At 64.6% G+C, this 19,874-nt stretch carries 21 protein-coding genes; 8 read left to right on the top strand and 13 right to left on the bottom strand.

All coding sequences use genetic code 11. The annotated features are described in order from the left end of the window. Nucleotides 1-10 precede the first annotated feature (10 nt). From ACVWZA_RS12235 to ACVWZA_RS12220, 4 genes are all read left to right on the top strand, one after another. Nucleotides 11-826, top strand: a complete 816-nt coding sequence (locus tag ACVWZA_RS12235; RefSeq protein ID WP_457311492.1) for a flagellin N-terminal helical domain-containing protein — start codon at nt 11-13, stop codon at nt 824-826. Between the two features lie 69 nt (nt 827-895). Continuing rightward, nucleotides 896-1,075 carry a DUF4169 family protein gene (locus ACVWZA_RS12230; RefSeq protein ID WP_457311491.1) on the top strand — a complete coding sequence of 60 codons (180 nt, stop codon included), beginning with the start codon at nt 896-898 and terminating at the stop codon, nt 1,073-1,075. Between the two features lie 202 nt (nt 1,076-1,277). Then, a complete protein-coding gene (locus tag ACVWZA_RS12225; protein WP_457311490.1) occupies nt 1,278-1,865 on the top strand; it encodes a hypothetical protein in 588 nt (195 codons plus the stop codon). Nucleotides 1,866-2,031: 166 nt separating this feature from the next. Continuing rightward, nucleotides 2,032-3,591 carry an MFS transporter gene (locus ACVWZA_RS12220; protein ID WP_457311489.1) on the top strand — a complete coding sequence of 520 codons (1,560 nt, stop codon included), beginning with the start codon at nt 2,032-2,034 and terminating at the stop codon, nt 3,589-3,591. 15 nt (nt 3,592-3,606) lie between these two features. On the opposite strand, the gene ACVWZA_RS12215 is transcribed toward ACVWZA_RS12220, so the two are convergent. Further along, the gene (locus tag ACVWZA_RS12215) at nt 3,607-4,449 is read right to left on the bottom strand and encodes a hypothetical protein (RefSeq protein WP_457311488.1); all 843 of its coding nucleotides are present in this window, start codon (nt 4,447-4,449) and stop codon (nt 3,607-3,609) included. 41 nt (nt 4,450-4,490) lie between these two features. Here ACVWZA_RS12215 and ACVWZA_RS12210 point away from each other — a divergent pair, with 41 nt between their 5' ends. After that, the gene (locus tag ACVWZA_RS12210) at nt 4,491-4,637 is read left to right on the top strand and encodes a hypothetical protein (protein ID WP_457311487.1); all 147 of its coding nucleotides are present in this window, start codon (nt 4,491-4,493) and stop codon (nt 4,635-4,637) included. A gap of 16 nt (nt 4,638-4,653) precedes the next feature. Here ACVWZA_RS12210 and ACVWZA_RS12205 read toward each other — a convergent pair whose 3' ends face one another. Beyond that, nucleotides 4,654-5,094 carry an Rrf2 family transcriptional regulator gene (locus tag ACVWZA_RS12205; RefSeq protein WP_457311486.1) on the bottom strand — a complete coding sequence of 147 codons (441 nt, stop codon included), beginning with the start codon at nt 5,092-5,094 and terminating at the stop codon, nt 4,654-4,656. 137 nt (nt 5,095-5,231) lie between these two features. Between ACVWZA_RS12205 and ACVWZA_RS12200 the strand changes: the two genes are divergently transcribed. Next, the gene (locus ACVWZA_RS12200; RefSeq protein ID WP_457311485.1) at nt 5,232-6,023 is read left to right on the top strand and encodes a class I SAM-dependent methyltransferase; all 792 of its coding nucleotides are present in this window, start codon (nt 5,232-5,234) and stop codon (nt 6,021-6,023) included. 223 nt (nt 6,024-6,246) lie between these two features. Then, nucleotides 6,247-9,282, top strand: a complete 3,036-nt coding sequence (locus ACVWZA_RS12195; protein ID WP_457311484.1) for a TonB-dependent receptor plug domain-containing protein — start codon at nt 6,247-6,249, stop codon at nt 9,280-9,282. 83 nt (nt 9,283-9,365) lie between these two features. Here ACVWZA_RS12195 and ACVWZA_RS12190 read toward each other — a convergent pair whose 3' ends face one another. The 10 genes from ACVWZA_RS12190 to ACVWZA_RS12145 all read right to left on the bottom strand — a co-directional run bounded on the left by ACVWZA_RS12190 (nt 9,366) and on the right by ACVWZA_RS12145 (nt 15,782). Next, the gene (locus ACVWZA_RS12190; RefSeq protein WP_457311483.1) at nt 9,366-9,581 is read right to left on the bottom strand and encodes a hypothetical protein; all 216 of its coding nucleotides are present in this window, start codon (nt 9,579-9,581) and stop codon (nt 9,366-9,368) included. Then, nucleotides 9,574-10,008: a Bbp16 family capsid cement protein gene (locus ACVWZA_RS12185; RefSeq protein WP_457311482.1), complete on the bottom strand. Its 435-nt coding sequence runs from the start codon at nt 10,006-10,008 to the stop codon at nt 9,574-9,576. Before ACVWZA_RS12185 ends, ACVWZA_RS12190 begins: the two co-directional genes overlap by 8 nt. Before the next feature lie 154 nt (nt 10,009-10,162). Continuing rightward, the gene (locus ACVWZA_RS12180; RefSeq protein ID WP_457311481.1) at nt 10,163-11,185 is read right to left on the bottom strand and encodes a major capsid protein; all 1,023 of its coding nucleotides are present in this window, start codon (nt 11,183-11,185) and stop codon (nt 10,163-10,165) included. Nucleotides 11,186-11,188: 3 nt separating this feature from the next. After that, complete coding sequence (locus tag ACVWZA_RS12175; protein ID WP_457311480.1) at nt 11,189-11,818, bottom strand: hypothetical protein; 630 nt, start codon at nt 11,816-11,818, stop codon at nt 11,189-11,191. Continuing rightward, the gene (locus ACVWZA_RS12170) at nt 11,760-12,092 is read right to left on the bottom strand and encodes a Bbp19 family protein (RefSeq protein ID WP_457311479.1); all 333 of its coding nucleotides are present in this window, start codon (nt 12,090-12,092) and stop codon (nt 11,760-11,762) included. The genes ACVWZA_RS12175 and ACVWZA_RS12170 overlap by 59 nt, the downstream gene beginning before the upstream one ends. Nucleotides 12,093-12,292: 200 nt before the next feature. Further along, nucleotides 12,293-13,957, bottom strand: coding sequence for a portal protein (locus tag ACVWZA_RS12165; protein ID WP_457311478.1), 1,665 nt, complete (start codon nt 13,955-13,957; stop codon nt 12,293-12,295). Nucleotides 13,958-13,959: 2 nt separating this feature from the next. Then, nucleotides 13,960-14,148, bottom strand: a complete 189-nt coding sequence (locus ACVWZA_RS12160) for a hypothetical protein (protein ID WP_457311477.1) — start codon at nt 14,146-14,148, stop codon at nt 13,960-13,962. 2 nt (nt 14,149-14,150) lie between these two features. Next, nucleotides 14,151-14,375 carry a hypothetical protein gene (locus ACVWZA_RS12155; RefSeq protein ID WP_457311476.1) on the bottom strand — a complete coding sequence of 75 codons (225 nt, stop codon included), beginning with the start codon at nt 14,373-14,375 and terminating at the stop codon, nt 14,151-14,153. Between the two features lie 300 nt (nt 14,376-14,675). Continuing rightward, nucleotides 14,676-15,026 carry a GFA family protein gene (locus tag ACVWZA_RS12150; protein WP_457311475.1) on the bottom strand — a complete coding sequence of 117 codons (351 nt, stop codon included), beginning with the start codon at nt 15,024-15,026 and terminating at the stop codon, nt 14,676-14,678. 69 nt (nt 15,027-15,095) lie between these two features. Then, on the bottom strand, nt 15,096-15,782 hold the full coding sequence (locus ACVWZA_RS12145; RefSeq protein ID WP_457311474.1) for a class I SAM-dependent methyltransferase: 687 nt from the start codon (nt 15,780-15,782) through the stop codon (nt 15,096-15,098). A 144-nt stretch (nt 15,783-15,926) separates the two neighbouring features. Here ACVWZA_RS12145 and ACVWZA_RS12140 point away from each other — a divergent pair, with 144 nt between their 5' ends. Further along, a complete protein-coding gene (locus ACVWZA_RS12140; RefSeq protein ID WP_457311473.1) occupies nt 15,927-16,730 on the top strand; it encodes a hypothetical protein in 804 nt (267 codons plus the stop codon). 138 nt (nt 16,731-16,868) lie between these two features. On the opposite strand, the gene ACVWZA_RS12135 is transcribed toward ACVWZA_RS12140, so the two are convergent. Next, the gene (locus ACVWZA_RS12135; protein WP_457311472.1) at nt 16,869-19,727 is read right to left on the bottom strand and encodes a YadA-like family protein; all 2,859 of its coding nucleotides are present in this window, start codon (nt 19,725-19,727) and stop codon (nt 16,869-16,871) included. Nucleotides 19,728-19,874 lie beyond the last annotated feature (147 nt).

Here is a 19,874-nt window from a genome sequence, read left to right as displayed (position 1 = left end):
GGGACTAGAGATGACTGTCATTGGAACCAATATCGGCGCACTGCGCGCCTCGAATTCGACCACTGCGGCGAACCTGTCGCTGCAAACCAGCATCGAACGCCTGTCGACCGGCAAGCGCATCAATTCGGCCAAGGACGACGCCGCTGGCCTGGCCATCGCTTCATCGATGACCTCGCAGATCCGCGGCATGAGCCAGGCGGTGCGCAACGCCAATGACGGCATCTCGATGGCGCAGACCACGGAAGGGGCGCTCGGCGAAATCACCAACATGCTGCAGCGCATCCGCGAACTCGCCGTTCAGGCGTCGAGCGGCACCTATTCGGCCGACGACAAGACCAATATCGGCGTCGAAGTGACCGAGCTGCAGACGCAGATCGGCGAAATCCTGACCAAGAGTGAATTCAACGGCATCAAGATGTTCGACGGCACCGCCGGCGGCGGATCCGGCACGATCGTCATTCAGGCCGGCTCCGAGTCCGGCGAAACGGTGACGATGGACATGTCGGACATCGACCTCAGCGCCGCGACCGCCGCGACGCTGTTCAGCGATCCGTCCGCCGCCCTGACCACCTTGTCCGATGCGCTCAAGACGATCGACACCAAGCGTGCCGGGCTCGGCGCGGCGCAGAATCGCCTGCAGTCGGTGGTCAACAACCTGACCTCGAACGTCACCAACCTGACCGACGCGCGCAGCCGCATCGAGGACGCCGATTTCTCGGCCGAAACGACCGCGCTCGCCAAGGCGCAGATCCTGAGCCAGGCCTCGACCGCGATGCTCGCCCAGGCGAACCAGAGCCAGCAAGGCGTCCTGTCGCTGCTGAAATAAACTCGACGCAAGAGATGGTGCAGCTCGGCCACGACGGATAGATTACCGCTTCAGACAAGCGGATCGACCATGGCCGAGATCATCAACCTCCGAACGGCACGCAACGCGAAAGCGCGCGCGGATGCGGCGGCCCATGCCGACCGCAACCGCGCCGTGTTCGGCCGAACCAAGGCGGACAAGGTCGCCGCCGCACGCGAGCAGGAGGTGCTCGCCCGCTCGCTCGACGGGGCGAAGCTTTCGGAGGACTGAAGGCGCGTTTCCGGTCATCATCCGGCCATCGCAACATCGGCCATTTGTGCTAGACCCGGACAAGGGCGGGGCCTCCCGCCGTTTTGACCAAAACCGCGGTTGGCATGCAGGTCTCTGTGGACGTTCGTACCGGGCGTCGCAGCATCTTGAGCTACCTTTTGAGCCCGATTGACCAAGCGGCGCGGGAAGCGGGAAGAGAGCGATGATGGAAAAGAGTAATTACGATCCACGCGACACGGCTTCAAGCAAAGTGTTAGCCATGACTCCCGAGGAAATGGAAAACATCAAGGAATACGCTGCGGTCTATCTGTCGGGAGAGAGTAAAATAGTCGAAGTCATAGTCACCGATCGCATGTTTCAACTCGAGGAAATCCCACCCTTGAGGGTCGACCGGGTCATCGCCCGAACAGATCGTTTGATATTCAATTATTTGGAGCAAAATGCGGGGTGTGCGGTGGCTGTAAAGCATCGGAACGGTCCTCGGGATTTTACCAGCGGCTTCCCAGGTAAAGGGGGTATTGGATATAAAAAACTGCCTCTTGGAACGGTGTATTTGACCTTATTTTCTGGGGAGATGGGTGCATTAATCGAGTCTCCACGCGCCTACACCGAGCCGTGGCTACAATTGGCTGGCAGTCCAGACGATCTGGGCTCGATGTTTTTAGATCTCAACGTGATCGCGCCGGGGGATGTCGCGGCACGTGGAGATATCCCAGAGCCGGAAGATCTGTTTCTTACAGTGCGTGGTCGATTGAATGCGTTAATAGCTCGTCTCTCACGGGGGAAATAATTGTGTCCGAGTCCGGCATCGATACCGATCCGGTGATGGATCCCATCGCTCTGCCTGAGCCACCGACCCCCCGATCAGCCGCTCGATAGCGGGACTCTTTCCGACCATCGCAATATCGGCCGTTGATGCTAAACCCCTCGACAAAGGGTGGGGGATCGACAGACATATGACCGGGATCAGCGCGACCATGTCCGATCGGCGCGCGGTGTGGGCGTTCGCGCTCGGCTGTTTGATGGTAACGGGCGGCGTGCTGCTCCATCTGCCGATGTTCATGATGGCGCGCGAGATGCACTATCATATGTCGGGCATGGCGATGGGCGGCGACATGATCTTCGGCATGGGCCTGATCATCGCCGGTGTGGGCGTTGCCGCTTACGGCCTGTTGCCGCGCAATGTCGCGGCGCAGCGCGCCGCAGCGGCGTCGATCACCATCTCGGCGCCGGAGGATGCCGAGCTCGGCCCGGCGCACTGGAAACTGATGTCCGTGCTGGTCGTCGCGCTGGTCATCGACGTGATGAAACCCGCCTCGCTCGGCTTCACCGTTCCCGGCATGATCAACGAATATGGCGTGCCCAAGGCGACCGTTTCGCTGGTCCCGTTCTTCGCGCTGATGGGCACGGTGGTCGGTTCCGTGCTGTGGGGCGTGATCGCCGATATCTATGGTCGCAAGGCGTCGATCCTGTTGTCGGCGGTGATGTTCGTCGGCACCTCGATCTGCGGCGCGATGCCCAGCCTCGCCTGGAATATCGGCATGTGTTTCATGATGGGCGCGGCCGCCGGCGGCATGCTGCCGGTGACCTATGCGCTGCTCGCCGAGATGATGCCCAATCGCCATCGCGGCTGGAGCCTGGTGCTTGTCGGCGGGCTTGGCGCGGTCGGCGGCTATTTCGCGGCGAGCGGGATTTCCGCGCTGCTGCAACCGGTGTTCGGCTGGCGCATCCTGTGGCTCGCCAATTTGCCGACCGGGCTGCTCCTCGTGCTGCTCGGCGCGTTCATCCCGGAATCGGCCAAGTTCCTGCTCGCCCGCGGCCGGGTGCATGAGGCGGAGGCGGTGATGCGCCGCTTCGGCGCGGTCATCGCGCACACGGTCAAGCCCGTGTCGGGCACGCCGGTGGCGCATCTGAGCGGCGCAAGACTCATCGGCAAGACTGCCGCGCTGAGCGTCGCCGCGCTCGCCTGGGGTTTCGTCAATTTCGGGCTGCTGCTGTGGCTCCCGGCGGATCTCGTCGCCAAGGGTTATTCGGTCGAGCTGTCCAGCCGGCTGCTCGCGGAATCGGCGCTGATCGCCTTCCCCACCGTGTTCGTTGCCGCGTTGCTGTACAGCCGGTGGAGTACCAAATGGTCGCTCGTCACCATGCTCGGCGTGACCTTGCTTGGGCTGTTCGGCGTGCTGTGGCTGGAAACGATCGGCCAGGGCAGCCCGGTGCTCCCCGTCGCACTACTGATCATTGGCTCAAACGGCCTGCTCGCGGTGCTCCTGCCTTACGTGGCGGAAAGCTTCCCGCTCGGCGTGCGTGGCCGCGCGACCGGCTGGGTCGCGGCCTGCACCAAGGCCGGCGGCCTGCTCGCCCAGACGCTGAGCATCGCCGCGCTGGTGCCGTCGATGGGCGTCGTCGCGGCGTTGATCACCCTGCCCACCGCGCTGGCGATCGTCCTGGTGGCGTGGTTCGGCCGGGAGACCCGCAACGCCGACCTGCGCGACCTGGAACCGGCCAGCGCTGCCTGACACGAGCCAGGCCACTCAGTCGTACCGGCGGAACGTCCGGACATTGACCAGCAGGGAGACGAAATTCCCGCTCGCCGATCCCGATGCCCGGGCGGTAAGCTTGACCTGGGTTGTCCGTTCGAATTCCGGCCCTTCTTCACAGGTCGGGATATGGACCGGAAAAATCCGGTAGTTCGCATAGCCCATCGAAATCTCATTTCCCTGGAAATAGAAGAATTCGTCGTCCGACCCGCCGCGGCCGCCATCTTCATCGCGCAGTTCGAAATGGACCCGCGTCTGGATATCGCGACCGGCCCAGCGCCCGTCCCCCGGGATGGTGACGGTCGCCAGCGCGGTCTCCGGATATTTGCCGAGATTGACGCTCTCTTCGCTTCCCCAGAGCGTCTGCTTGTTCCAGCCGGTGCGCTTCGCCGAACTGCTGAACTGACTGGAATCGGTCGCGGTCGATGACACCCAGATGCGCCCATAGATCTCATCGACGTCGGTCCCGCCGGCACTGAGGTCGATGCCCCTGACCTTGACATACCATTGCCCATTGCTTCGATTGCATGCCTCGAGCACGCGGCGATGCCGCGCCTGTTCCGGCGTGATCATCGGCGTCCGCTCGGCTGGCGTCAGGACCTTGACCGGCGGTTTCGGCTTGAAACCATCGACCAATGGCACCGTGCCGAGCGGCCGGGAGGGCGTCGGCCTCGATCGCGGCACGACAGCGGGCACGCGGACCCGGACCGTGGTGGCCGTCGTTCGCGCAGGCCGGGTCGGACTCGCCGCCTGAGTCGGCTTCTTCATGATCGGCACGGCGAGTTGCGGCGCCAGCATCGCGATGCCAAGCGTTATCGCGGCGATTGCATTCGGCATGGCAAGATCCTCAGCGTGATTTCGATCGATGGATCGATATCATGACCGCGCCTTCAGATTTGCGCGTCCTACGTTTGGAGGATTTGGTGGGGTTTGGTCAGGGCTCTGGTAGCGAATATCTCGATGGCGCCTGGAAACTGGTCCATCGCGGTGCTGACATGCCGGGCGGAAAGGGCCGCGGCGCATAGCGCCGGGCGCCGCACCTTACTCCCCCGCCAGCGCCGCCTGGCACCGCGCGTCGAACGCGGTCGCCAGCTCCGCCAGGCTGACCGCGCCGAGCCGCTCGACCAACAGCAACTCGGCCTGCGCCAGTGCATCGTCGAGCGCGTCGTTGACCACGCGCGCGACCGCGCAGTCGGGATTGTCGTCCTCATTGCCGATCGCGAACAGGCGCGGCCCGCCGACCGCGCGGTGGATATCGAGCAGCGATACCGACGCCAGGTCGCACGCGATCGACCAGCCCCCGCCATGCCCCTTCTCCGACCGGACATAACCCGCGTCGCGCAGGCCGGCCATCGTCCGGCGCACCACCACCGCATTGGTGCCAAGCATCCGCGCGATCGTCTCCGATGTCGCCGGTGCCTCCATCCGCGCCATATGGAGCAGCACGTGAAGCATGCGCGAGAGCCGGCTATCCTGTCTCATCACGCCTGTGTCGGGAACTCGGCGACGCAATGCAAGTGCCCGGCACGCTTCACAGCAGGACTCGACACATTACAAGTTACATGATATGAGATCGTCCGGCGGACCGCACCGGTGCGCGGACCGCGACGGGAGCAACTATGAGTGCGAACCTGAACGACGCGTCCTTCTGGGACGGCAATGCCGATTATCAGAAGATGGCGCACGCCTTCACCTCGATCTATGCCGAGCGCGCCTGGGAACTCGCCGCCCTGCCCCGCGACGCCACGGTGCTCGACATCGCGGCCGGCGCCGGCGCTCTGGCGCTGATCGCGGCGCGCGCCGGCAACCCGGTGCTGGCGACCGACTTCTCGGCCGGCATGATCGACAGCGTGCTTGCCCACGCCCTGCCCAATCTGGCGGGGCGGGTGATGGACGGTCAGGCGCTCGACTTGCCCGATGCGAGCTTCGACGCGGCCTTTTCGATGTTCGGCATCATGCTCTTCCCCGACTGGCGCAAAGGCCTGGCGGAGATGGCGCGGGTCGTCCGCCCCGGCGGCCTCGGCTCGGTCGGCACCTGGAAACACACTGCCGGCGCCGCCGCCAACCTGCTGCTGGCGAACCGCGTCACGGAGATCTACCCGGACGTCGAAATCCCGACGCCGGTCGCCGGCATGAACGAATGGCGCGAACCCGGCCGCTTCCGCACGGCAATGATGACGGCCGGATTCACCGACGTGACGATCGACGAAGTGAACAACGACTATCCGATCGACCGACCCGCGCTGGCGGAACCGATGCGGCTGTTCCGGTTCAGCCCGATCTGGCCGCTGCTGGATCAGGGGCAGCGGACGGTAGTGCTCGAATCGGTGCTGGCGGGCGTGGACGCCTGCGGCGGGGTGCTGGCGGTACCGTCGATGGCGCTGATCGCTACGGCGCGGCGTGCCGGTTGAAACGCTCCGATCGCGCCGATCGCCTCCAACCATCCGGCAATGATTGGCGAGGCTGATCATGAGCATGCTTATGGAAGTGTATCGCCAATGTCACACACCTGAGAAAAAGGCCAATGCGGCCATTTACAAAAATGTGACGACCGGACATTTGGCGACGTATTGCGACGCCACAGCGCGCCGCCGATTCATTTATCGACCACATCATCCTTGGGGAGGATACGCCATGCGTACCATCTATCGTCACAAATTCGCTCTTGGCGCCGCTCCGGTTGCGTTGGTCTTCGGCCTGATGTCGCCGGCGTTCGCGCAGGATGCCTCTGCCGCACCGCAGACACCCGCCGCAGTCGACCAGCAGGCCGCCGAACCCGAAGAAAGCGCCGACATCGTCGTCACCGGCTCGCTGTTCCGCCGCACCGACACCGAAACGCCTTCGCCCGTCACCATCCTGACCGCAGACAATCTGGCCAAGGCTGGCATCACCACGGCATCGGACGCAATCCGCTCGATCTCCGCCGACAGCGCGGGCTCGATCGGTACCGGTTTCCAGACCGGGTTCAGCGCCGGCGGCTCCGCCGTTTCGCTGCGCGGTCTCGGCGTTTCCTCGACGCTCGTGCTGGTCGACGGCCTGCGCTCGACCAACTTCCCGATCAACGACGACGGCCATAACGCCTATGTCGATCTCAACAGCATTCCGTTCAGCCTGATCGAACGGGTCGAGGTCCTGAAGGACGGCGCTTCGTCGACCTATGGCGCTGACGCGATCGGCGGCGTGGTCAATTTGATTCTTCGCAAGCACATCACCGGCGTCGAAGGTCTGGTCGAGGGCGGCGTCGCCGAACGCGGCGATGCCGGCCACCAGCGCGCGCATCTGACGGTCGGCTATGGCGATTATGAAGACAAAGGTTTCAACGTCTATATCAACGGCGAATATCAGCGCGACGGTCGGGTCAGCGCGCACGATCGCGGCTTCCCCTACAACACGCAAGATCTGCTCGGCATCGGCGGTATCGACAATAATGCCAGCGATCAGTCGCTGACCGTTAACGTACCGACCGCCTATGTCACGCGCGTCAACCAGAGCGATCTCAACAACCCGTTATCGGGTCAGGCCGGCGCGCCGATCACCACTCGCTATGATGCGCTCGGCCTCGGCAATTGCGCCCGCAGCACGTTCACCGTGTCCACCCTTACCACGCAGGGCATTGGTTGCCGTTACGATCTGGTCGATATTTATCGCCAGCTTCAGCCGCTGCAGGAAAAATATTCGGTCAATGGCCGCATCAGCGTCCGGCTGAGCGATTCGATCGAAGGTTATCTGACAGGCAGCTACAGCCGCAGCTATGTCAGCATTAACGGCACGCCCTCGGCGATCCGCCAGACCCAGCCATTCGGTGCCGCACCTGCGGTCGCGTCCGGCAACCCGGGTATTGTGCTGCCGTTCTTTGTCTGCTCGGCGGGCGTCAATTGCCTCACCGCAACCGATCGCCGGCTTAACCCGAACAATCCGTACGCGACCCCTAATGCCCTTAATTCGGGCCTCCCGTTGGCAAGCATCGCGGCGGCGAACGCGGCACGCATCTACTATCTGTTCGGCGACATTCCGGCGGGCAGCGATCGCACCAACGAAGTGTATCGTTTCACCGGCGGCCTGAACGGCAATTTCGGCGGCGATTATGATTGGCGTGTCGAGGGCGTTTATGCGCGCGACAATTTGTCGATCACTCAGCGCGGCCTGATCAACATCGCGGCGCTCAGCACCGCGATCAACACCGGGTCGTATAATTTCGTCAACCCATCGGCGAACAGCCAGGCGGTGCGCGACGCGCTGGCGCCGAACAAGACGACGCCGTCATTCTCCGAAATGTATTCGGTCGATGCGTCGGTGTCGAAGAAGCTGTTCGACCTGCCCGGCGGTCCGCTGCAGCTTGCAATCGGCGGTCAGATCCGTCGTGAAAAGCTCGAGAACAACAACCAGAACGCCGCGCTCGACACCTACGGCCTGACCACCGCCTCGGCATTTGGCCAGCATACCGTTTCAGCTGGTTATTTCGAGGTCGATGCACCCATTCTCGACGTGCTCGATGTCAATATCTCGGGTCGTTACGATCACTATTCGGAAGGCTTCAGCCACTTCTCGCCAAAGGTCGGCGTGAAGTTCACTCCGATCCCGCAGCTCGCCTTCCGCGGCACGTTCTCCAAGGGTTTCCGCGCGCCGACCTTCGCCGAATCCGGCCCGCGTTCGCAATATGCCGGCTTCGTGACGACGCCACCGACCTGCGCGTTCCAGGTGAGGCATGGCGGGTCCTACACCCCGGCCCCGCCTGCACCGCCTACTGGCTGCAACAACGGCGGCAATCCCTACAATCTCTCCTATGCGATAGGTCGTGGCGTAGCCGGCAATCCAGATCTCAAGCCGGAAAAGTCGCGCAGCTTCACGGCAGGCGCGATCTTCCAGCCGGTCAAATGGCTCAGCCTCACGGTCGATTATTATAACGTCAAGAAATCCGACCTGATCGTCGCCGGCCCGTCGATCGGCAATGCGGTCGATGCCTATTTCGGTGCAGCGGACCTCGCCGCAGCGAGGGCTGCGGTCGCTGCGGTCGGCCCGGGCTATTCGGTCAATACGGTCGATGGTGCCGATCCGCTGTTCCCGGACGCGTTGCCGCGCGTGTTGATCATCAACGTGCCTTATGTGAATGCCGCTTATTCGAAGGTGTCGGGTATCGATTTCTCCGCCACCGCGACGATCCCGATTTCGGACGGCGTGAAGTTCACCAGCCGGGTCGAAGCGACCTATGTTATCCAGTACGACCTGCTCGGCTCCAACGGTCTGCAGCGTTATGCCGGCACGCTTGGCCCGTTCGATCTGTCATCGGGTAACGGCACGCCCCGCACACGCGGCAACTGGCAGAACACGCTGGACATCAACGACTTCTCGCTATCGGCAACGGCCTATTATGTAGGTCGCATCAAGGAAGTGGCGACCGACCAGGGCAAGCTGTCGACCGGATGCGCCGCCAATCTGTACAAGACCAACGAAAAGTTCTGCTATATCAACAGTTTCATCACTGTCGATCTCAACGCGACGTTCCGGGTGGCGGACGACTTCACGTTCTTCGTCAACGTTAAAAACCTGCTCGATGCCCGCGCGCCGATTGCACCGGCCGCTTATGCCAGCGCGCCGAACTTCCTGACCAGCTGGCATTATGCCGGCCTGATCGGTCGCCAGTTCCGCGCCGGCGCCTCGTTCAAGTTCTGAACCAGGCCTCCGGGTTGAAAAAAAGACGGCGGCCCCGAAAGGAGCCGCCGTTTTTTTGTCCGCCGAAGACTGAGCGCCGGCCGCTATCCCGGCACCGCCGGAATACCGCTCGCCGCCGTCCACCCAATCCCCCGTGGCGCGTCCGTCACGAAGACCTTGCCGGGTTCGTAATAAGTTCCGCCGGTATAAACCGGATGCGGCGCGGTGAACGCCCCAGGCTGTTCCGGCGCCTGTTCCGGCGCCTGTTTTGCTGGCGCCTTCACCAACGCCCGTTTCACCACCGCGCGCGCCTCAGCCATTGGTCTGGTTGCCCATCGTCACGCCGGCGGTGATCTTGCCCAAAGTCGGCGCGGTGCCGGCAACTGTGTATTTCAGCCGCACATAACGTTCGTCGGTGCTGAGCGGGATCGAATCCGGCAGCAGCAGCCGCGCGCCGGTCGCCAGATCGGCGATCGGATAAGCGGGCGAGATCCATACCGTCCGCAACGAGGCGAAACCGGCATTGTCGTCGGTCTCGATCGATACGGTGAGCGAGGTGAGGTTGTTGAAACTCTCCACCACCGACACTTTCAGCGGCACGCTGGCGCCCTTGCCGATGTCACGGGCGATCGCCGTGGCGGCGCCATAGATCGTGCCGGTCGCGCCGAGGTCGACGATATTGGCCGAAGCCGCGGTCGCCGTAACGGCCTGGGCATTCGAAAAGAGAGTGGTTGCATCCATGATCATGTCATTGTCTCCTGAATTTGTTCGTGCGCGCACCCACCCCGTTCGCCCCGAGCTTGTCGAAGGGCCGTTCTTCTTTTCCGAACGTGGAAAAAGAAGAAGAGCAGGGCGTCGACAGGCTCAGCCCGAACGGAAGGGAGGCATTGGCTGGCGAAGATCAGACCACGCGAGCTTCCGCGTTGATCAGCGCGTCGGTCTCGCGAATGGGGATGCCGCGATACGACAGCACTTCCTGCCCCTGCAACTCCATCGGTTTCAGCATCAGCGCGCCATTGGCGCTGTTGGTACCGATCGAATCGAGCGCGGAGATCACGTCGCGGTTCATATAGATCACCGTGCGCCCCTGCGCGGCGACATCTCCGCTCATCTTCGCCGCGCGCCGGCCCTGCAGCTTGTAATAAGCCTGCCGCATATATTTATACAGGTCGGGCGTGCCGCTGAGCAGGTCGGAATAATCGACATTGGCGATGCGCGCGTTGAAACGCCAATCGCGCACCGCGACGCCGATATGCTGGCGGAACAGCTCCTCCTTCACATAATAGACGTTCTTGTTGTCGTCCTGCGTACGCTGCTCGCCCTTTTCCTCGCGCGTGATGCCGGCCTTGGTTCCCTTGGGGTGGATCAGCGTGGTGTAATTGTCGCCATGCGTGACGAACCAGATCGACGTATTGTCCGATCCCGTCCCTCCCGCATCGACGATCTGGTTGCCGGCACCGCCGCCGCCGATCTTGTTGTAACGCGTCGCCAGGCCCTTGAATTTCTCCGGCGTGGTGACGGTATCGTGATAGAAGAAACCGCGCTGCACCTCCTGCGCCATCGCCTCGAGATAGGCGCGACCTTCGGACAGGCGTACCGCCGCCGGGTTGGGCGAAATGTCCAGCAGCCGCGTATCGACCGTCGACAGCCCTTCGACGAAGCCGGTCGTGTCATCGACCTGTTGCGTGGTCGCCTTCGACTGCGGAATGCCCTGATAAAGCATGCCCCAGGTCACGGTGGGCAGGCCGGTGCGGATGGTGTGGCGATGCGTCGTGCCCATATTGCACTCCGCGGTCACCGCATCCTCCATCAGCGGATTGAGCTGCCGCAGCACCTCGATCACTTCGCCGGTCTGCGCGTCGGTACCGCCGGCGCCCTTGTACAGGTCGATAAGGTTGAGGAATGAATTGCCGATCGTGGCCATGTCTTACTGCCCTCCTTTGGGTGCGTCGTCGGGATAAAGCGTTTCCGCCGCACCCTTTCTGGTGATGGGTGCGCGGGATCCGCGCGTGAAATCGGAGTCTTCGCCGATTGCCTGGCCGACCTTGGCAAAGGCCCGGATCATCTCAGGGTGATTGCCGAGGCCGCTTTCGTCGAGCAGCACGCGGAACGGCGAACCGCGCGCCAGGCCGAGCGAATCGAGCGCCGACGCTGCGGTCGCGATTGTCCGGTTCCAATGTGCACCACCGATCTCCGGATCGGCCCGCGCGCTGTCGAGCCATGCCTTGCGCTCGGTCTGCACCTGGGTGACGATCTGCTGGTTGAACTTGTCGGTGATGCTTTGCGCGAACTGCGCCGCGACCGGCATCAGCTTGTTCGCCGCGTCGTTCGACAGGCCAAGCTCGCGGAACACCGGCGTCGCCGCTTCGACCGCCTGCGCGTCTAGCGTAAGACCTTCGGGCGCAGTCAGCTGATAGCTGTCGGGTGTGCCTTGCGGAATGTCGCCCGCATCATCGCCATTCCCGAAATCCTCTCCGCCAAGCGCGGTCGGATCGAGCTCAATCGCCGGATCCCCGCTCTGGTCCGAGGTCTGAATAAGTGCTGTTTCGTCTGCCAAGTTTTTTCTCCGTGGGGGCCGAATGCGCCTCTTCGCGCAGGGTTTGAATCAACGTGAAAACGGGCATGCCGGAGGGGGAAGGCCTGGCCTGCGCCTCTTCGAGATCACGCAGTATCTCGAGCGCGAGTGCACGCCGGCCTTCCAGGTAAAGCGTACGGCCATCGGCGGCGGTGGCGCTGCTGTGGAAGACGCCGGCACGTTGGATGAGGTCGAACAGGAAACGGCGAAACGCCGCGCTTTCCATCAGTGTGAGTTTGTCGGGAAGGTCGATCACCCTTACTCCTCCCCGGCACGGAGTTTCGGGTTGGATTGCCCCCGGCAATCCAACCCGAAACTGGGGACCGCCCGCTTTCTTCAAGCGGGTGGTGGAGGGGGGCCTCCCCAAGCGGAACGTTACCGGCGCACCCCGTCCACCATTCGCTGAAGAAGCGAATGGTCCCCCTCTCCGTGCCGGGGAGGATTGGTGGAAACCCCTCACTGTCCCATCAACCCGGCCAGCCCGCCGCCGCCGACCATCTCGCCCAGCGACTTGACCGCATCGGCGCCATCCTTCGCCGGCCCGGCCATCGCGGCCAGCTTGGCCGCCTGCGCTTCCTGCGCCCGGCCCTCGCGCATCTCCTGCGCATCCTTGACCGATCGAATGATCCTGGGCGGCGCACCCGCACGATCGGCGAAATCATCCACCGCCGCATCGACGTCGAGCCGGTCGCCGGCCTCGGGAAATTGCCCCGCCAGCGACCCGATGAACGACACCGTCCGTTCGATCTGGCCGATCCCGACCATCCGCTGCATCTGCGCGAGGATCGACACGAAATCGACCTTGATCGGTTGCCCCTGCAACGCCTCGGGCGCGGGCGGGAATAATTTCTTGCGGCTCATGATGCCGAACGTGCGATCGATCGCCACCTCCAGCTTCTCGTTGTTGACCCTTTCGATCACCGGGCCGAGCTGAGTCAGTTTCTCCTCGTTGCGGCTGGCAATCTCTTCGATGTTGCGCGGCTGAATGCCGGCCATGTTGGTGATCGCCATGAACAGATCGGCATAGGTCAGCCGCCCGACCGCATCGGCGCAGCGCTGCACATCCTCCATGATCGCGCCGATCGCCGCCGGGTTGATCTGATACGGCACGATCACCCCCGCCGCATCGACCGACGAGGCCGAGACGATATTACCCGCCTGGCCGGTCAGCTTGACGCTGGCGGGAACGATCTTCTCGGGCCTGATCAGAAACTCGGTCGCCTGCGTCTTGCGCCTGGTTTGCAGCTGCAGTTCGCGCATGTCGGGCAGCGCGTCGAAACCGGGCGACGTGCCATAGGTATCGCCGCCGATCGTGTCCCAGCGCGGCGCCCAAAAGGGCTGTTCCTCATAACCCTGCACACGCAGAACCCGCTGGGCATTGCCGTCATTCTCGTCCCAATAGACCGACCGCCAAGGCTTGCCGCGCGCGGTCTTCGCGCCATGCGCCTGATCCTCATTGGGCTCGATCGCGTGCAGCACATTGACCGTTTCGTCATAACGGCCATTGCCGTATGCGGTGCGCACGAAGTCGCTCGCCCCGTCCAGCCCGAACGACTGGACCAGCTGATGCACGGTCATCGGCACACGGCGGTACAGCGTGTCGGGCACGCTCGCGTCGGACAGCGCGATCCAGTATTCGCCGGCGGTCAGCGAATGGCACACAGCGCCTTCACGCCAGTGATCGACCATCACGCACGCCTCGGTGCCGAACATGCCCATCTCGGCATAACCGGATTTCACCGCGCCGTAGAAATTGGTCCCGGACAGGAACGCATACATGCGCCGCTCGACCTCGGCGAGCCAGATCTTCACCTCGCCATCGGCGGCAAGATCGGCATCGAACGGGGCCAGCCGGAACCAGGGTCGTGACGGTGACGAAAGCCCGCTGGTCATGCCCCCGGTCAGCGTGCGGAAACTCAGGATCGCGTGACTATTGTAGATCGCGCGATTGGCGCGCCGGAAATTTCGGTTCTGTTCGTCGTTGAGGAAACACGAACGCGAAGGCTGCGCATATTGCGCGATCTCCTTCCACTCCGCCTCATAGGGCTGGCGCGCGGTTTTCAGCGCGGACAAGCGGCGGTTGCACCGCTCCTTGATCGACAGATCGGCGTTCTGGCTCATGCTCAACCGCCCAGGATCGTGGTGGTCGCGGCGCTGCTCAGCCCGAGCGCACCGCCATAGGCGGATGCCATCAGCGCACGTCTGCGCCTGATCTCGTCATCGACGCGCAATCCGGTCGCGCCGCCATCGGGCAATTTCAGCGCCTGGCGCTCGGGAATCGTCTGAACCTTGGGTGGTTTGGGTGAACACATGATCAGCCTCCCAGCACGGTGGTGGTGTTGGCCGACCCGAGCCCGAGCTGTGGGCTCATGTTGGGCGCGGGCGACATGGTCGATCCGCGCCGCGCATTGGCGTTCGGAGACGGCGGCGCGGCGTTCGCGCCCGGCCGGTAATATTGCCCGGCGCGGTTACGGACGCCCATGCCGGCAATGATACCGTTGAAGATCTTGGTTTTTTTGGCGGGATCTGAACTGCACATGCCGGCGCAATAGGCCGCACGAACAAAGGGTTGAATCGACCGGCTGGATTATATGCGAATAGGAAGGAACATCATGCCAGGCAGATCGACATTCATGCCTGACGGCTGCTTGTCAGCGACAAAGATCGGTTCGCGCGGAACCGCGGAGATGGCACGTCTGCGGCGCTACTGCGCCTTGCAGCGACCCTCGTCCGCAACGGCGCCGTGCGCGGAAGCATGATGGCTGCGCCGCCATGACCTCGGCAGCTCCGCGCGATCCTATCTTCTTCGAACACCGCGATTATCGCGGATCAATGCCCATCACTTGCTCGCGCCGTCCACCTTCTGGATGGTCAGCGCGTCGAGGTCGATCGACGGTACGCATCGCAGGTTGATCGCGCGCGTATCGACGCCATCGGGGCCGACCCCATAAGCGAAAGCTTGAGCGCCGCAGGTGCCGCAGAACTGATGATCGATCTTGTGCATGTTGAATGTGTACGACACGAGATCGGCCTCGCCCGATTGCAGGGTAAAGCTGCTCGCCGGGAAGAAGGCCAGCAACATCCCCTTGCGCCGGCAATGCGAACAATTGCAGCTCATCGCGGTTTCCGGCGCATCGGCATCGACCGAAAAATTCACCGCGCCGCAATGGCAACTTCCTTCGAACGCCATCTGTCGTCTCCTCTTTGGCGGCAGTCTAAGCGATAACCGCCGGCGACCGCAACTCGTTCTCCGCGCCGCTCATGCCGCCGCCGGCAGCCAGGAAAACACGGCGGCCGGTTTGGTTCGCCCGCTCCCGCCGTCACCGGTTTCGGCCACATCATAATCGGCGATTCGGCACAGGCGAGCGCGCGGCAGGTGATCGCGCCACGGATCGCCGATCAAGACGGCGATCCCCGCATCCAGACACCGGTCGAGAAACGCCGCCACGCGCCGTGCCAGCGCCGCGTCATAAAACAGGTCGCCGACCAGCACGAGATCGACCGCCGGTGGCGGCTCCAGCGTGAGGTCGCCCGCCACGACCTTCACCACGACCGAATTGGCCACCGCATTCAATCGCGCCGCGACGACCGCATAACGATCGACATCGGCGGCGATGACCGCGCGCGCGCCAGCTTTCGCGGCGGCGATCGCGACGATGCCGGAGCCTGTGCCAAGATCGAGCACGGATCGGCCTGCGACCGCCTCGGGCCGGTCGAGGACATGCCGCGCCAGCGCCAGCCCGCCGCCCCAATAATGCGCCCAATAGGGTGTGTCGAAGCCCAGTTCATCAGCTTCGGCAAGCCGCCACAAGCCGCTGGCCGGCCCGGCCTTGTACAAGCGGATCTCGGGAATGGAAGGTATCGGCACGAGCGGCAGATTGGCCCGGATGAAATCCTCGACCTCGGGGCCGGCCGCTTGCGACGCGGTATTGTTCGACTCATTCAACGGCGCTTTTCCTCACGCAAAACCGGTATCGTATGACGCGTCGTAGCTGGCCCTCGACCCGTCATATGTCCACCTGACCGACTCTTGGCGGGTTCGCCTTCGCGGTTCCGTCTCCCTTGACATTCATTGCCCAAGGAATTCGTGATGGCCAACCCCGCCAGCCGCGTCAGGCTCGCCCGAATCCGCCCCGTCGCCTTGTCCGCATGCTTCGCGCTGGCCTCATGTGGCGGGGGCGGTACGCTGGTTTCGGGACCGAGCCCCACGCCGACGCCAACGCCAATGCCAACCCCGACCACAACGCCCACACCGACCCCGGGCCAGCAGACCATCGCCTTCAGCTTCGCCGCCGCCGACCCGGCCTGGACCTCGGCCTATGCCGATTACACGCTCGGTCAGGAGGCATCGATCGGTTTCACCACAAATTATGAGGAACTGCCTGCGCCGCTCAACACGCTGCGCGGCCTGCGTCATTTCAGCCGCAACGCGTCCGACGATGTCTTTATGTACATCCATCGTCGGATCGACGGATTGCGCCCCGCGACGCGCTATCGCCTGGCGCTATTGGTCACGATCGCGACCAATGCGCCGCCGGGCTGTGCCGGCGCGGGCGGCGCACCGGGCGAAGCGGTGACGATCAAGACCGGGCTGCTCGCCACGGCGCCGGCCAACCGCGTGATCGGCGGCACGACGGTGCGCACTGCCTTCGACATCGGTGCGCAGAGCAATCCGGGCGCGGATTCGCTCGTTATCGGCAATCTGGCGAAGCTATCGGGACCGTGCGGCATTTCGACTTATGAGACCAAGACACTGACCACCGCGCCCGCCGGGTTCAACGCCGTGTCCGACGCGAACGGGCGGCTGTGGATCTTCATCGGCACCGATTCCGGCTATGAAGGCAACACTGCGCTTTATTATCTGTACGGCCAGGCAATTTTGACACCGTCATGATGCGGCGCGCTGGCCGAGAACAGGCGGCATCCTCCACTCCCTTACGCACAGCAAGGCGCGGAATCGGATCATCCATCGCAAACGAAAAAAGGGGCGCGCAGCCGCCGGCCGCGCGCGCCCTTCACTTACTCTTCGCGCTTACCAGCCAAAGGTCACGCCGACACGGCCGCCGGTCGATCCCTTGACGGTCGATCCGGCGATACCGCCCGAGACATAGACCCGCTCGGTGACCTTCGCGACGGCGGCGGCGGAGAAGCCCTGTTCGCCGCGATACGTTGCCAGGTTGAACGACATCGCCACCTTCATGTCCGCCGGCATCATCGTGCCGCCCAGCGCCAGTGCCGCCGCGATCCCGCCTTCGGTCTGCCGTGCCTGCCGCGTCAGGGTCGCGGTGCGCGATTCCAGCGAGGCGGCGCGGTTCTCGAGCATGCCCGTGCGCCCCTCGAGCGAGGTGGCGCGGTTCTCCAGGCTGGTGGTGCGACCGTCGAGCCCGGCCAGCGTCCCGACGTCGAGCGTCGAGGTGGCGAGATTGCCGAGCCCGTCGCTGGTGATCAGGCGCAGTGCGCCGCTTTGCGCGGCACGGCTCGCCGACGACACGATGCCCGACAGCGTGACCGTGGAGGCGGCGTTGCCGACCGACACCTGACCCACGCGCGTCGTCGTCACGCCGTCACCGATCGCCACACTGCCCGCCATGTCGGCGACATTGTTGTTGCCCAGCGCGATCGATCCCTGTCCGCCGGCGCTGTTCTGGTTGCCGATCGCCACCGCGCCCTGGCCGATCGCGCTGTTGTTGTTGCCCATCGCGACCGCGCCCTGCCCGGTGGCGATGTTCGGATCGCCGATCGCCACCGCGCCGTTGCCGGTCGCGATATTGCCCGCACCGATCGACACCGCCCGACCGCCGCCGGCCTGCGCTCCATCACCGATTGCCACCGACGACGGGCCGCTCGACACGCTCGACTGGCCCACCGCGATCGAATTGGCGCCGGTTGCCTGCGGACCGGGGCCGGAGAAGTTGGTGCGGAAATAGGCCGTGTCGTCGGCCACCTGATCCGCCGTCGCCTGTGCCGTCGCGGCATTGGCGAGCGCATTGTTCGCCGTCCCCTGTGCGGTCGCCGCATTGACCAGCGCCGTATCGGCGGTGCCCTGCGCAGTCGCCGCATTGACCAACGCAGTATCGGCGGTGCCCTGTGCGGCTGTGGCGCCGGCCAGCGCGGCATCGGCGGTGGCTTGCGCCGCCGCACCGCTCGATCCTGCGGCCATCGCCGCGGCAAGTGCGGCGTCGGCGGTCGATTGTGCCGTCACCACGCGGCTGTCGAGCGCGTTGAGCTGGTTCATGTTGACCGCATCGAAGCCCTCAATGCCCGCCGCCACATTGGTGATGCGCCGCTCCGCCCCGATGCTGCCGACCGACACCGTGTTCGCCTGGTCGGCGATCGACCCGGCGCCCAGCGCGACCGAATTGGCGGCCGTCGCGGTCGCGCCGTTGCCCAGCGCGACCGATCCGGTGGCACCGACCGCGACTGTCGAATTCGCGCCCAGCGCGGTCCCGCCGGTCGCCGCCGCATTGCTCGACCGGCCGATCGCGATGCTTTCGTCTCCGGTCGCGGTCGATGCCGATCCTACCGCGAAGCTGTAATTGCCATCGGCCAGCGCACCGGCTTCGCCCGGCGTGCCGTTGCCGCCCAGCGCGACCGCCGCGACGCCACGCGCCTGACTGTTCGAGCCCGCCGCCACCGTGCCGCTGCCCTGCGAGCGGGCATTGTAGCCGAGCGAGGTGGCAAGCGCTCCATCGGCCGATGCCTGCATGCCGATCGCGGTCGAATTCGCCCCGTTGGTGAAGGCGAACATGCCGACCGCGGTGGTTCCCTCGCCGCCGCCACCCGCGCCCAGGCCAAGCGCGACCGCGCCGCGCCCGGCGCCGCTCGCGTTGAGACCGATGGCGATGGCGCCTTCGGTATAGGTGTTGGAGTTGCGGCCGATCGCGATCGAGGAAACCCCGTCCGCTCCCGCCGAATTGCCCATCGCGATGCTGTCGGCGGAGGTGGCGACGGCATCATTGCCGATCGCGATCGCATCCGCGCCCACCGCCTGTGCCGCCGGACCGGTGCTGTTGGCCATGAAATAGGCATTGCCCGCGCCAAGCAGCGCGGCGTTGAGCTGCGCCAGATTGACCGCATCGGTGCCGAGCACGCCAGCGCCGACATTCATGATGCGGCGTTCGCTGCCCACCCGACCGACCGACACCGTATAGGCGACATCGGCGATCGCATCCGCGCCGATCGCGACGCTGTATTCCGCCGTCGCCTGCGACTGGGTGCCGAGTGCGGTCCCGAGGAATCCGCTCGCGGTCGACAGCGCGCCGAGTGCGACGCCCTGACGCCCGGTCGCGGTGACCTGGGCGCCGTTGCCCAGCGCGATCGACGACAGGCCCAGCGCGTTCGACCCATCGCCGATCGCGACATCGCCGGATTGCGCGGTCAGGCTCGAACGGCCGAGCGCAATGGCGCCGGTCCCGGTTGCGTTCGCCTGCGCGCCGATCGCGACGGCGAAGTTCCCCGTCGCGATGGTGATTCCCGGGGAGCTGCCCGAAGCCGCGCTGCCCAGCGCGATCGACGATGTGCCGACCGCCGCTGCGCCGCCACCGATCGCGATGCCGAAGTCATGCGCGACGGTGTTGAGCTGTACCGGGAAAAGCGTGTTCGGATCGAAATAGACCGCAGGACCGCCGATCGCGATCGCGGTGTCGCCGCTGGCCTGGGCCGTGTTGCCGACCGCAACGCCTCGCGGTCCGCCGGCATTGGCGAACGGGCCGCACGCGATCGAGGCGGTCGTCGGGGTCAGCGGGAAGACCCCCGGGCTGCCGCCCGCGACGGCGCCGGTCGGCACACCGTCTTCGGAGGCGCAAGTCACCTGCGCGCTCGCTGGCATCGCAAAGGCGATGGCGAGAGCGAATGGCGCGGCGGTGGCGAGAAGCTTGTTGGTGATACGCATGGACAGTCCCCTTTGGGCGGCATCGGCCGCGGTTGATCAGACGCTTCGACCCATGGGCTGACGCATGGTTGGTCCTGCGCGATGCCCCACGCATGCCCACGCCGCTGCGGCGTAAGGTTGCGCTTGCCATCCGCCCGACCGCGCCGG

Source organism: Sphingomonas sp. UYAg733 (assembly GCF_054057355.1).
The sequence above is the reverse complement of the archived record's forward strand: the minus strand, read 5'-3'. Positions and strand labels throughout refer to the sequence as shown.

Coding starts and splice junctions, on each gene's coding strand:
- ACVWZA_RS12235 (WP_457311492.1), top strand. CDS start 11: ATGACTGTCATTGGAACCAATATCGGCGCACTGCGCGCCTCGAATTCG.
- ACVWZA_RS12230 (WP_457311491.1), top strand. CDS start 896: ATGGCCGAGATCATCAACCTCCGAACGGCACGCAACGCGAAAGCGCGC.
- ACVWZA_RS12225 (WP_457311490.1), top strand. CDS start 1,278: ATGATGGAAAAGAGTAATTACGATCCACGCGACACGGCTTCAAGCAAA.
- ACVWZA_RS12220 (WP_457311489.1), top strand. CDS start 2,032: ATGACCGGGATCAGCGCGACCATGTCCGATCGGCGCGCGGTGTGGGCG.
- ACVWZA_RS12215 (WP_457311488.1), bottom strand. CDS start 4,449: ATGCCGAATGCAATCGCCGCGATAACGCTTGGCATCGCGATGCTGGCG.
- ACVWZA_RS12210 (WP_457311487.1), top strand. CDS start 4,491: ATGACCGCGCCTTCAGATTTGCGCGTCCTACGTTTGGAGGATTTGGTG.
- ACVWZA_RS12205 (WP_457311486.1), bottom strand. CDS start 5,094: ATGAGACAGGATAGCCGGCTCTCGCGCATGCTTCACGTGCTGCTCCAT.
- ACVWZA_RS12200 (WP_457311485.1), top strand. CDS start 5,232: ATGAGTGCGAACCTGAACGACGCGTCCTTCTGGGACGGCAATGCCGAT.
- ACVWZA_RS12195 (WP_457311484.1), top strand. CDS start 6,247: ATGCGTACCATCTATCGTCACAAATTCGCTCTTGGCGCCGCTCCGGTT.
- ACVWZA_RS12190 (WP_457311483.1), bottom strand. CDS start 9,581: ATGGCTGAGGCGCGCGCGGTGGTGAAACGGGCGTTGGTGAAGGCGCCA.
- ACVWZA_RS12185 (WP_457311482.1), bottom strand. CDS start 10,008: ATGATCATGGATGCAACCACTCTCTTTTCGAATGCCCAGGCCGTTACG.
- ACVWZA_RS12180 (WP_457311481.1), bottom strand. CDS start 11,185: ATGGCCACGATCGGCAATTCATTCCTCAACCTTATCGACCTGTACAAG.
- ACVWZA_RS12165 (WP_457311478.1), bottom strand. CDS start 13,957: ATGAGCCAGAACGCCGATCTGTCGATCAAGGAGCGGTGCAACCGCCGC.
- ACVWZA_RS12160 (WP_457311477.1), bottom strand. CDS start 14,148: ATGTGTTCACCCAAACCACCCAAGGTTCAGACGATTCCCGAGCGCCAG.
- ACVWZA_RS12155 (WP_457311476.1), bottom strand. CDS start 14,375: ATGTGCAGTTCAGATCCCGCCAAAAAAACCAAGATCTTCAACGGTATC.
- ACVWZA_RS12150 (WP_457311475.1), bottom strand. CDS start 15,026: ATGGCGTTCGAAGGAAGTTGCCATTGCGGCGCGGTGAATTTTTCGGTC.
- ACVWZA_RS12140 (WP_457311473.1), top strand. CDS start 15,927: ATGGCCAACCCCGCCAGCCGCGTCAGGCTCGCCCGAATCCGCCCCGTC.
- ACVWZA_RS12135 (WP_457311472.1), bottom strand. CDS start 19,727: ATGCGTATCACCAACAAGCTTCTCGCCACCGCCGCGCCATTCGCTCTC.